General features: G+C 68.2%; 12 protein-coding genes. 8 read left to right on the plus strand and 4 right to left on the minus strand.

All coding sequences use genetic code 11. The features are described from left to right. Positions 1-146: 146 nt before the first annotated feature. Positions 147-575, plus strand: coding sequence for an MAPEG family protein (locus FBR43_RS14955; protein WP_136943831.1), 429 nt, complete (start codon positions 147-149; stop codon positions 573-575). Here the strand turns inward: FBR43_RS14955 and FBR43_RS14960 are convergent. Next, the gene (locus tag FBR43_RS14960; protein ID WP_136943832.1) at positions 572-1,234 is read right to left on the minus strand and encodes an MBL fold metallo-hydrolase; all 663 of its coding nucleotides are present in this window, start codon (positions 1,232-1,234) and stop codon (positions 572-574) included. The genes FBR43_RS14955 and FBR43_RS14960 overlap by 4 nt on opposite strands. 60 nt (positions 1,235-1,294) lie before the next feature. Here FBR43_RS14960 and pabB point away from each other — a divergent pair, with 60 nt between their 5' ends. The 5 genes from pabB to FBR43_RS14980 all read left to right on the plus strand — a co-directional run bounded on the left by pabB (position 1,295) and on the right by FBR43_RS14980 (position 5,697). Then, on the plus strand, positions 1,295-3,076 hold the full coding sequence (gene pabB, locus FBR43_RS14965; RefSeq protein ID WP_249276623.1) for an aminodeoxychorismate synthase component I: 1,782 nt from the start codon (positions 1,295-1,297) through the stop codon (positions 3,074-3,076). A gap of 32 nt (positions 3,077-3,108) precedes the next feature. Then, positions 3,109-4,308, plus strand: coding sequence for a pyridoxal phosphate-dependent aminotransferase (locus FBR43_RS14970; protein ID WP_136943833.1), 1,200 nt, complete (start codon positions 3,109-3,111; stop codon positions 4,306-4,308). Between the two features lie 147 nt (positions 4,309-4,455). Next, positions 4,456-4,611 carry a hypothetical protein gene (locus FBR43_RS16255; RefSeq protein WP_212611973.1) on the plus strand — a complete coding sequence of 52 codons (156 nt, stop codon included), beginning with the start codon at positions 4,456-4,458 and terminating at the stop codon, positions 4,609-4,611. A gap of 57 nt (positions 4,612-4,668) precedes the next feature. Further along, positions 4,669-5,325 (plus strand): peptide-methionine (S)-S-oxide reductase MsrA, encoded by a 657-nt coding sequence (gene msrA, locus FBR43_RS14975; RefSeq protein ID WP_136943834.1) that lies wholly within the window; start codon positions 4,669-4,671, stop codon positions 5,323-5,325. 99 nt (positions 5,326-5,424) lie between these two features. Then, complete coding sequence (locus FBR43_RS14980; protein WP_169542637.1) at positions 5,425-5,697, plus strand: CsbD family protein; 273 nt, start codon at positions 5,425-5,427, stop codon at positions 5,695-5,697. Between the two features lie 34 nt (positions 5,698-5,731). On the opposite strand, the gene FBR43_RS14985 is transcribed toward FBR43_RS14980, so the two are convergent. Continuing rightward, a complete protein-coding gene (locus tag FBR43_RS14985; protein ID WP_136943836.1) occupies positions 5,732-6,124 on the minus strand; it encodes a DUF1489 family protein in 393 nt (130 codons plus the stop codon). 32 nt (positions 6,125-6,156) lie between these two features. Next, positions 6,157-7,569: a magnesium transporter gene (gene mgtE / locus FBR43_RS14990; protein WP_136943837.1), complete on the minus strand. Its 1,413-nt coding sequence runs from the start codon at positions 7,567-7,569 to the stop codon at positions 6,157-6,159. Between the two features lie 268 nt (positions 7,570-7,837). Here mgtE and FBR43_RS14995 point away from each other — a divergent pair, with 268 nt between their 5' ends. Further along, positions 7,838-8,293 (plus strand): peptidylprolyl isomerase, encoded by a 456-nt coding sequence (locus tag FBR43_RS14995; protein WP_136943838.1) that lies wholly within the window; start codon positions 7,838-7,840, stop codon positions 8,291-8,293. 44 nt (positions 8,294-8,337) lie between these two features. Here FBR43_RS14995 and FBR43_RS15000 read toward each other — a convergent pair whose 3' ends face one another. After that, positions 8,338-9,225 (minus strand): LysR substrate-binding domain-containing protein, encoded by an 888-nt coding sequence (locus FBR43_RS15000; RefSeq protein WP_136943839.1) that lies wholly within the window; start codon positions 9,223-9,225, stop codon positions 8,338-8,340. 283 nt (positions 9,226-9,508) lie between these two features. On the opposite strand from FBR43_RS15000, the gene FBR43_RS15005 reads away from it, so the two are divergent. Beyond that, a complete protein-coding gene (locus FBR43_RS15005; protein ID WP_136943840.1) occupies positions 9,509-11,800 on the plus strand; it encodes a CDC48 family AAA ATPase in 2,292 nt (763 codons plus the stop codon). The last annotated feature ends 7 nt before the right edge of the window (positions 11,801-11,807 follow it).

Here is an 11,807-nt window from a genome sequence, read left to right on the forward strand (position 1 = left end):
AGGGCAGCCACGACAAGCGGCCGCTCACCGGACCGGCGGCCGGACTGATCGCGAAGCGAGCGAGCGCCTATACCGATTTCCCCGCAGCTTGCAAGCACCGCGGCACGGGCTACACCCGCTGGCACCATCGGGCGGGGAGGAATGCCATGCTTTCGATCACGCTGGCGACGGCGGGCGCCGCGGCGCTAATCAATCTCTGGCTCGGCTATCGCATCATCCGCATCCGCCTGGCCAACAAGGTGCTGTATGGCGATGGCGGCAATGCGCTGCTCGGCCAGCGGATGCGCGCGCAGCTCAACTTTGCCGAATATACGCCGATCGTGCTTGTCCTGATCGCCGCGATCGAGCTGAGCGAGGGCAGCTCGACGCTGCTGGCGGTGGCCGGCGGCGTATACATCGCCGGGCGGATCGCTCATGCCATCGGCATGGACGGCGTATTGCCCGCGCGCCAGATCGGTACCGTAATCACGCTGACGCTGACGGGTTTACTCGGCCTCTACGCCCTGTCGATCGCGCTGCTCGACCGGCCGGCGACCGAACTGGCGCCACCGACGCCGGCGATACGCCAGGGTTAGGCGCGCGCCAGCACGCGATCGGCGACGAAGGGGTTGGTCTGCCGCTCGATCCCCAACTGGCCGGGCTCGCCGTGCCCGGGCAGGAACACCGTGTCGTCGCCCATCGGCCAAAGCTTGGCCACCACCGAATCGATCAGCGCCTGCGGATCGCTCAGGGGAAAGTCGGTGCGCCCTACCGATCCGCGGAACAGCACGTCGCCCACCACCGCCAGCTTCGAAGGCGGATGGTGGAACACCACATGCCCCGGTGTGTGGCCGGGCGTCTCGTAGACGTCGAGCACCAGGTCGCCCACGCTGACCTGCTCGCCTTCGGTCAGCCAGCGGTCGGGTTCGAACGGCGTGCCCTCGACACCCCAGCGCCGCCCGTCCTCGTCGAGCCGCGCGATCCAGAAGCGGTCGGCCTCGTGCGGCCCCTCGATCGGCACGCCGAGCTTCGCCGCGAGCGGCTTGGCGGCGCCGCAATGATCGATATGGCCGTGCGTGACGAGGATCTTCTCCACCGTCACGCCGGCGCGTGCGATCGCCGCCTCGATCCGCTCGATATCGCCGCCCGGATCGACGACGGCGGCCCGCATCGTCGCGGTACACCATAGCAGCGTGCAATTCTGCTGGAGCGGCGTGACGGGAATGATGGCGGCGCGAAGCGGAGGCTCTGACATGCGGTGGGAATAGGCGGTGCGCAGGAACGGCACAACCGCCCGGCTTGCCCTGAAGCGCGCATGGCGTCAGTGCTGGAGCCGATGTCCTTCACCGCTCCTTTCGTGCTGCTCGACGATGCCCGGCCGGGGGGGGCGCCGCCGCGCTTGTATCGCGATCCTGTGCGCGTGCTTGCCGCGACACATATCGAGGAAGTGCCGCCGCTGCTCGATGAATTGCGCGGCGCGACGCGTGCCGGCCTGCATGCGGCGGGCTATCTCGCCTATGACGCTGCCGCCGCGTTCGAGGCCAAGGCCCCCCTACCGCCCGAGGACGGCGCGCCGCTCGCTTGGTTCGGCCTGTTCGAACGACACGAGCCTTTCGATCCCGCCACATTGCCCGATCCGCGCGGCGCGTGGATCGGCGCGCTTGCGCCCGACATCGCCTATCCCGCCTATGCCGCGCAGCTTGCCGAGGTGCAGGCGCTGATCGCCGCGGGCGACCTGTATCAGGCCAATCTCACTTTCGGCGCGCGCGTGCGCGTGGCGGGCGATCCGCTGGCGCTCTATGCGCGGCTGCGCGCGGCATCAGGCGCCGGCTGGGGTGCGGTAGTGGCCGACGGGCGCACTGTGCACCTGTCGCTGTCGCCCGAACTGTTCTTCGCGCTCGAAGGCGGGCGTATCACCGCCAGGCCGATGAAGGGGACCGCCCCGCGCGAGGCCGATGCCGCGGCTGACGATGCCGCCGCCCGCGCGCTCGCCGCCGACCCCAAGCAGCGCGCCGAGAATCTGATGATCGTCGATCTGCTGCGCAACGATCTGTCGCGCGTCGCGGCGCCCGGCAGCGTGCGCGTGCCCGCGCTGTTCGAGGTCGAGCGCTATCCGACGGTGCAGCAGATGACCTCGACCGTCATCGCCGATCTGGCGCCGGGCCGCGACGCGGTGAATTTGCTTGAGGCGGCGTTTCCGTGCGGGTCGATTACCGGTGCGCCCAAGGTGCGCGCGATGCAGGCGATCGCCGCGATCGAGGCGCGGCCGCGCCGGCTTTATACCGGATCGGTGGGCGTGATCGAACCGAATGGCGACGCGCAGTTCAACGTGGCGATCCGCACGCTGACGCTGAACGGGCAAGGCGAGGCTGTACTGGGTCTGGGATCGGGCATCGTCGCCGATTCGCAGGCACCGGCCGAATGGCAGGAATGCCTCGACAAGGGCGCCTTCCTCGCAAGCGGCGCCCGCGCGTTCGACCTGATCGAGACGATGCGCTTCGATCCGCGCGAGGGCGTGCTGTTGCTCGAGCGCCATCTCGACCGGATGAAGGCGACTGCCACGACCTTCGGCTTCCCGTTCGACCGGCACGCGCTGCGCAACGAATTGCAGGCCGCGACCTTCCGCCTGCGCGTGCCCTCGCGCGTGCGGCTGGTGCTCGGGGCCGGGGGCGCGATCGCCATCGAGACGGCACCCTTGCCCCCCGCCCTGCCCGCGCCGCTACGCGTGGCGCTCGTGGCGCATCAAGTCGTGCCGGGCGACTTCCGCCTTGCGCACAAGACCAGCGATCGCGCCTTCTACGACGAACCCCGCCGCGCCTCGGGCGCCGACGAGGTAGTGTTTATCGATCGCGAAGGCGGCATCACCGAAGGCAGCTTCACGAATGTGTTCGTCGAGCGCGACGGCATGCTCCTGACGCCGCCGCTCGCGCGCGGGCTGCTGCCCGGCGTGCTGCGTGCCGAGCTGCTCGCCACCGGCCGCGCGATCGAGCACGCGCTGACGCCCGACGACCTAAAGCAGGGCTTTATGCTCGGAAACGCATTGCGCGGGCTGATGCCTGCCGTGCTGGTTGCCCAAGCCGAAGCGCGCGGCGTATAGCGCCGCATCCCGCCGCCTTCGAGGACCCGAAGATGACGCCTTCCGACGCGCTCGGCCGCATCCAGCCTTCCGCCACGCTCGCGATGACCACGCGCGTGCTGAACCTCAAGCGGCAGGGCGTTGACGTGATCGGGCTGGGCGCGGGCGAGCCCGATTTCGACACGCCCGATTTCATCAAGGATGCCGGGATCAAGGCGATCCTCGACGGACGCACCAAATACACCAATGTCGACGGCACCGCCGAGCTGAAGGAAGCCGTTGCCGCCAAGTTCGCGCGCGACAACGGCCTTGCCTACACGCCCGACCAGATCACGGTGAATGTCGGCGGCAAGCACACGCTGTTCAATGCCATCGTCGCGACGGTGAACCCCGGCGACGAGGTCATCATCCCCGCGCCCTATTGGGTGAGCTACCCCGATGTCGTGCAGTTCGCCGGCGGCAAGCCGGTGTTCGTGGCCGCCGGCGCCGACCAGAACTACAAGGTGACGCCCGATCAGATCGAGGCGGCGATCAACCAGAACACCAAATGGCTGATCCTCAACAGCCCGTCGAACCCCACCGGCGCGGGCTATACCGCCGACGAGCTGCGCGCGATCGGCGCGGTGCTCGATCGCCATCCGCATGTGTGGGTGTTCGCCGACGATATGTACGAGCATATCGTCTATGACGGGTTCGAGTTCGCGACGATCGCGCAGGTCTGCCCATCGCTGTACGAGCGCACGCTCACCGTGAACGGCTGCTCGAAGGCCTATTCGATGACGGGCTGGCGCATCGGTTTTGCCGGCGGCGCTGCCTGGCTAGTGAAAGCGATCGCCAAGCTGCAATCGCAATCGACCTCGAACCCATGTTCGATCGCGCAGGCCGCCGCCACCGCGGCGCTGACCGGCGACCAGTCGTTCCTGAAGGAGCGCGCGGCAGCGTTCCAGCGCCGCCGCGACCTGGTGGTCGGGCGGCTGAACGCGATTTCGGGTATCACCTGCCCCACGCCCGAGGGCGCCTTCTATGTCTATCCCGATTGCAGCGGCCTGATCGGCCGGACGATGCCCGACGGCCAGACGATCGACAGCGACGAGACGCTGGTGAGCTATCTGCTCGACGAAGCGAAGGTAGCAGCGGTGCATGGCGCGGCGTTCGGCGTGTCGCCGGCGATGCGCATCAGCTACGCCACCAGCGATGAGTTACTCACCGAAGCGTGCGACCGGATCGCCGCCGCGGTCGACCGGCTTCGATAACGCTGCGATGAACGGCGGCTCCAGCCGTCGTTCAGTCGCCATCCCTATAATCGTCACCGTCATGCCGGCGCCGCCGGCCTGACCGGGTTTGTCAGTGGATGGTTCCGATGCCTGCGCGCATCGCGGATATCCGAACAGCAAGCGAGAATGGCGATGTTCAAGTTCCTTCGCGCCGGCTTCGTCCGGCACTTCCTCAGCGGCTTCGCGATCGGCGCGGTCGGCCTCGTGACCTTCCAGGCCAACCAGCCTGCCGATCCGCCGCTGTTTCCCGATAGTGCCGCTGTAACCGCAAGCCGGGGCTGATCGAACCTGTCGTCGACCCTATATCGGGGTCATGCGCCGTTTGATCGAGGAATGCCCATGTGGAAACTGCTGATCCCCGCCGGCCTTGCCGCCGGTGCGGCGCTGATCGTCGCCGCGCCCGGCCATGCCGAGCGCGCGGTGCCCATCCCTGCCCCCGCGCTCGACGTGCGACCGCAGGGCAGCGAGGCGGTGGCGGTATTCGCCGGCGGCTGCTTCTGGGGTACCGAGGCGGTGTTCGAGCAGGTGAAGGGCGTGAAGGCAGTGACCAGCGGCTATGCTGGCGGCACCGCCGATACCGCCAACTACGCCGCGGTATCGCGCGAGACGACGCGCCACGCCGAGGCGATCCGCATCGTCTATGATCCGCGCGTGGTGAGCTACGGCACGCTGCTGCGCGTGTTCTTCTCGGTCGCGCACGATCCGACACAGCTCAACCGGCAGGGGCCCGACACCGGCCCCAGCTATCGCTCGGCGATCTTCCCCCAATCGCCGCAGCAGAAGCTCGCCGCCGCGCGCTACATCGCGCAGCTCGGCAAGGCCGGCGCCTGGGATCGCCCGATCGTGACCCGCATCGAAAGCGGGCGGTTCTTTCCGGCCGAGGCCTATCATCAGGATTTCTACCGGCGAAACCCGACGCACCCCTATATCGTGCGCTGGGACAAGCCCAAGGTCGCTGCCTTCCGCGCGGCTTTTCCCGCGCTCGCGCGGAGCTGAGGCAACCAAGCACGCTGCCTGCGCGTATCTGCCGCAAGCACCGTCCGCCGCTCCCAAGCCGGCGGGCGGTGCGTCCGTTTGGCAGCAGGAGTATATGCCGTGAACCGCAACATCATCGAAGGCACCGGCCGCGACATCGGCGGGGCGATCAAGGCCGCGACGGGCGATCTCATCGAGGATCGCGAGCTTCAGGCCGAAGGCAACAGCGATCGCGTCGCCGGCCGCACGCAAAAGGCCGCAGGCCATCTGGAGGAGTCGATCGAGCAGTTCGCCGGCCCCGTGCTCGATTTCGTGCGCCGCCAGCCGCTGCTCGCCGCCGGCATCGCCGGGCTTGCCGGGTTCCTGCTGTTCCGCGGCGGCCGCAACGGCTGATTTCGAAGCCGTTTCAGCGTAGCTTGAAACAACCCTAAAGCAGCGCCAGCGCGCTCAGCCGCCCGACGAGTTCGGGCGGCATCGCGGCGGTCGCCAGCCCCGCCTCGCCCAGATCGGGCGGGGCGTCGGCGGCTTCGAGATAGCGCCAGCCCTGATGCGCACGCCGCGGCCGGCCCTGGACGAGGATCAGCCGCGGCGACACCTCAATCGCGACGCGGCCGTTCTCTGCCTCGCCGAACCCCAGGATCGGCGATCGCGCTACCAGCGTGTGGCGGTGGATCCAGTATAATGAGCCCTGCCCGGCAATCTCGTCGTGCCGTTTGGGCATGTAGCGCGTGGTGACGCGCGGCGTGCCTTCGGCAAACCAGCGTTGCAGCTCGTCGAGACTGTCGGCGCCGTACGCGACCTTGGTGATGTGAAGCGCCATCGCCCCCGAATTGGGCAGCGCCGCCGCGCCGATCAAGCCGCCGCGACGAGTCCGCTCACCACTGCCAGTCCCAGAAACGCCAGAAAGCCCATCGAATCGGTCACCATCGTCACGAACACCGACGATGCGACCGCCGGATCCTGCCCCAGCCGTTCGAGCGCCACGGGCACCAGCACGCCCGCCAGCCCCGCCACCAGAATGTTGACGAGGATCGCGGCGGCGATCACCCAACCGAGCAGCGGCGTCGCGAAGATGAGCGCCGCGCCGATGCCCAAAAGCGCCGCGATCGTCGCGCCGTTTAGCAATGCGACGACGATCTCGCGGCGGATCGTGCGGATCGTGTTCGATCGCGTCAGCTGGTTGGTGGCGAGCGCGCGCACCGCGATCGCCATCGTCTGCGTGCCGGCATTGCCGCCGATCGAGGCGACGATCGGCATCAGCACGGCAAGTGCCACCATCTGCTCGATCGCGCCGCCGAACGCCGCGATGATCGCCGAGGCGACGAGCGCGGTGAACAGGTTGGCGACCAGCCAGCGTACGCGCGCGCGGTAGCTGTCGATGATCGGTTCGTTGATGTCGCCGTCGCCCGCGCCCGACAGCAAAAGCGCGTCCTCGCCGGCTTCCTCCTGGATGATGTGCACCACGTCGTCGACGGTAATCATGCCCACCAGCCGCCCCGACCCATCGACCACCGCGGCCGAGATCAGCGCATATTTCTGGAAGCGCAGCGCGACTTCCTCCTGATCCATGTCGACGGGGATCAGCGTCTGCTCGCGCGCCATCACGTCGCTCATCTTGACGACGCGGGGGCTGCGCAGCACCCAGGAGAGGTTGCAGGTGCCGATCGGCTTGTGCTGCGGATCGACGACGAAGATTTCCCAGAAGTCGGTCGTCAGCCGGTCGTCGGCGCGCAGATAGTCGAGCACGTCGCCGACCGACCAGTGCTCGGGCACCGCGATCAGCTCGCGCTGCATCAGCCGGCCCGCGGTTTCCTCGGGATAGCTCAGCGCTTCCTCGATCGCGGCACGATCGTCGGGGTCGAGCGCGCGCAGCACCGCGCGCTGGTCGGCCTCGTCGAGATCCTCGATGATCGCGACCGCATCGTCGGTATCGAGATCGCCCGCTAGATCGGCGAGCTGGCGCGGCTCGAGCGCGTCGATCAGCGCCTCGCGCACCCAGTCGTTCATCTCGGCGAGCACGTCGCCGTCGATGCGCTCGCCGATCGCCGCGACCAGCGGCTTGCGCTGCTCGGCGGGCGCCAGCTCGATCAGGTCGGCGATGTCGGCGGGATGCAGCGGCTCGACCAGCGCGCGCGCTTCCTCGTCGTCGCCGCGATCGACGGCGTCGAGCACGGCGCGGACATATTCGGGCTTGAGCCGGTCGTCGGCATCGAGATTGGTCTCGGCGGGCGCCGCCTCGCCGTCGCGCAATTCGGTCTCGCTCATGGTCCGACCTCCGTTGCAGGCTTTAGGCGTTGCGGGCTTCAGGCGCCTTGCCTTAGCGGCCGCGGCGCTGCCTGCCAATCGGCAGGCTGACGGGCATTGTCAGCAGCGCCGCGGCGCCCGCGCTGCTACTCCTGAGGCGGTCCTCGCTACGGGCCGGACGGAGGGGCGTATCCGCGACCCGCGCTCCTCCGTCCAACCCGGCCGAGGTTGCGCCGCCGCCATCGGCGGACTAGGCCCCGGGCATCCCCCCTCCCCCAGGAGCAATTTGATGTCCGAAGCCCCGTCCACGCTCGTCCTGTCGCTCGATGGCGGCGACGTGCGCATCCGCCTGCGCCCCGATCTGGCGCCCCAGCATGTCGAACGCATCGCGACGCTCGCCGATCGCGGCTTCTACGACGGCGTGGTGTTCCACCGCGTGATCGACGGGTTCATGGCGCAGGGCGGCGATCCCTCGGGCACCGGCACCGGCGGTTCGGACGAGCCCGACCTGCCCGCCGAGTTTAGCCGCGAGCCGCATGTGCGCGGCGTGTGCTCGATGGCGCGGACGATGAACCCCAATTCGGCGAACAGCCAGTTCTTCATCTGCCTCGACGACGCGACCTTCCTCGACGGGCAATATACCGTCTGGGGCGAAGTGACCGAGGGCATGGAACATGTCGACGCGCTGCCCAAGGGCGAGCCGCCGCGCAGCCCCGGCAAGATCGTCAAGGCGCGTACCGAATAATCATTCCGGACGGCGGCGGGGCGGAAGGTCCGCCTCGCCGCCGGTCATTCCCCGCTCTGGGGCAGCGCGGCGATCAGCCAGTCGTGGAACAGCTTCACCGCTGGCATCGACAGCGCGCGCGGGCGGCAGACGAACCAGTAGCTGTAATCGCTGTCGACGGGCGGAAACAGCCGCACTAGCCGCGGATCGGCGGCGCTTTCGTAATGCGATTCGAGCATGAAGGCGACGCCGAGCCCCTGCGCGGCGGCTTCGAGCATCAGCGGCCCCGAATCGAAATAGTCCATCGCCAGCGGCTCGAGCTCGGGCAGCGCCATCGCGCGGCGCCACTCGAGAAAGGTGTCGGGCATGTCGCGATGGACCAGCGCGGTGAGCTGCGCGAGCTGCTCGGGCCGCATCACCGGATCGTCGCCTTCGATCAGCTCGCGCCGCCCGATGACGTAGACGCGGTTGCGATCGAGCCGCCGGGCGTAGAAATCGGCGTCGATACCGTGCGCCAGCGCGATCGCGGCATCGAGCGTATCCCCCAGCCGCGCCAGCCGTTGGCCGGCGGTATCGATGTCGATATGCAGCTCGGGATGCGCGCGCTTGAGCTCGCCGAGCCGCGGCATCAGCCGTTGCGAGGCGAACAGCGCCAGCACGCCAAGCCGCAGCCGCAGCAGCCCCGGCCCGCTGGTCATCGCCTCGACCGCGTCGCTCATCGCATCGAGCGCGGGGGCGATCTGCGCGAGCATCCGCTCGCCCTCGGCATTGAGCACGATCGCCTGGTGCCGCCGCTCGAACAGCGGCTTGCCGATGAAGCGCTCAAGCGACTGCACGCGGCGACTCAACGCGGGCGACGATAGTGCCAGCTCGGCCGCCGCGGCCTTGATCGATCCCAGCCGCGCGACCTGCACAAAGGCTTCGATTGCCGAAAGAGGAGGAAGACGCCGCATTGCAGCACCGATTGTGCATCGCGGCAGCGCCGAAATCCACGATTTTCAGCCGGCGGAAGTTGAATGGTCACTCAGGTTGCAGCTTTTGCAACCGGTGGCGCGCTTTTCGCACTTGCAGCAAATCATGCCGCACTGCACATAGAGCAGGCCTTTCAGGCATCCTCTCCTAAAACTTTCACGGCCGGTCCTTCGGGATCGGCCTTTTTTTTCGCCTCGCCGGTATCGCCCTCGCAGCGGCGCGGACCCATGCCTATGTCGCCCCCTCAGGAAATGAGGAAGCCCGATGGCCGACGAGGAACCCAACAACGCCCGCAAGCTCCAGGTCGCGAATTCACGCGCCGAGGACAGTGGCCGCGGTGTCGCGCATGTGCCGCGCGCGATGATGACCGCGCTCGGCTTGCAGGAAGGCGACGTGATCGAGATCGTCGGCAAGCGCACCACGCCCGCGCGCGCGGTGTTGCCCTATGCCGAGGACGAAGGCCTCGAGATTCTGCGGATCGACGGATTGCAGCGCGCCAATGCCGGCGTCGGATCGGGCGATTTCGTCGAGGTCCGCAAGGCCGAATCGAAACCCGCGACGCGTGTGGTGCTGGCGCCCGCCGCGCAGAATCTGCGCCTCCAGGGCTCGGCGCTCGCGCTCAAGCGCACCTTTCTCCAGCGGCCGCTATGCCAAGGCGATATCGTGTCGACCGTCGGCCAGCAGCGCGTCTCGAACATTCCGCCCAGCGTCGCCCAGCATCTGCGCGCGCCCGCCTATGCCTTGCAGGAAATCCGCCTCGCGGTGATCTCGACCACGCCGCGTGGCGTGGTGCACATCGACGAGGGCACCGAGATCGAGCTTCGGCCCGATTACGAGGAGCCCAAGGAATCGCGCCGCGCCGACGTCACCTATGACGATATCGGTGGCATGCACCAGACGATCGACCAGTTGCGCGAGATGGTCGAGCTGCCGCTGCGCTACCCCGAACTGTTCCAGCGCCTGGGCGTCGATCCGCCCAAGGGCGTGCTGCTGCACGGCCCCCCCGGCACCGGCAAGACGCGCCTCGCGCGCGCCGTCGCCAACGAGAGCGATGCCGAATTCTTCCTCATCAATGGTCCCGAGATCATGGGATCGGCCTATGGCGAGAGCGAGAAGCGGCTGCGCGAGGTGTTCGAGGCGGCGAGCAAGTCGGCACCCTCGATCGTCTTCATCGACGAGATCGATTCGATCGCCCCCAAGCGCGATCGCGTGCAGGGCGAAGCCGAAAAGCGCCTCGTCGCGCAGCTGCTCACGCTGATGGACGGGCTTGAGGCACGCGCCAATCTGGTGGTCATCGCCGCCACGAATCGGCCAGAGGCGATCGACGAGGCGCTGCGCCGGCCCGGCCGCTTCGACCGCGAGATCATCGTCGGCGTGCCCGACGAGCGCGGGCGCCGCGAAATCCTCGGCATCCACACGCGCGGCATGCCGCTCGCCGAGGATGTCGACCTCAAGGAATTGTCGCGCACCACCTATGGTTTCGTCGGTGCCGATCTGGCCGCGCTCACGCGTGAGGCGGCGATCGATGCGGTGCGGCGGATCATGCCCAGGCTCAACCTTGGCGAACAGACGATCCCTGCCGAGGTGCTCGACACATTGTCGGTGACGCGCGACGACTTCGTCGAGGCGTTGAAGCGCGTGCAGCCATCGGCGATGCGCGAGGTGATGGTGCAGGTGCCGCAGGTGCGCTGGAGCGACATCGGCGGCATCGACGAGGCGCAGGAGCGGCTGCGCGAAGGCGTCGAGCTGCCGATGAAGGAGCCGATGGCGTTCCGCCGCATGGGCATCCGCCCCGCGCGCGGTTTTCTGCTCTACGGCCCGCCGGGCACGGGCAAGACGTTGCTGGCCAAGGCGGTGGCGCGCGAATCGGAGGCGAACTTCATCGCCACCAAGTCGAGCGACCTCCTGTCCAAATGGTATGGCGAGAGCGAGCAGCAGATCGCCAAGCTGTTCGCCCGCGCGCGCCAGGTGGCGCCGTGCGTCATCTTCATCGACGAGCTCGATTCGCTGGTGCCCGCGCGCGGCGGCGGCATGGGCGAGCCGCAGGTGACCGAGCGCGTGGTCAACACCATCCTCGCCGAGATGGACGGGCTGGAGGAATTGCAGTCGGTCGTCGTCATTGGCGCCACCAACCGGCCCAATCTAGTCGACCCCGCGCTGCTGCGCCCCGGCCGCTTCGACGAGCTGATTTACGTGCCGGTGCCCAATGCCGAGGGTCGTCGCCGCATCCTCGAGATCCAGACGCAGCGGATGCCGCTGGCCGACGATGTCGACCTCGCGGCGATCGCCGAGCGCGCCGAGCGGTTCACTGGTGCCGACCTTGAAGACATCGTGCGGCGCGCCGGCCTGATGGCGCTGCGCGAATCGCTCGACAGCACGCGCGTCGAGATGCGGCATTTCGAGCGTGCGCTCGGCGAATCGCGCGCCACCGTGACGCCCGAGATGGAGCAGGAATATGAGCAGATGGCGGCACGGCTGAAGCAGGATGCCGTGGCGCTCCAGCCCATCGGCTTCATCGCGCCGGGCATGCTCGAAGGACGAGGCCCCAAGGGGTGAGCATGGT

Source organism: Sphingomonas baiyangensis (genome assembly GCF_005144715.1).
Taxonomy (GTDB): Bacteria; Pseudomonadota; Alphaproteobacteria; order Sphingomonadales; family Sphingomonadaceae; genus Sphingomonas; species Sphingomonas baiyangensis.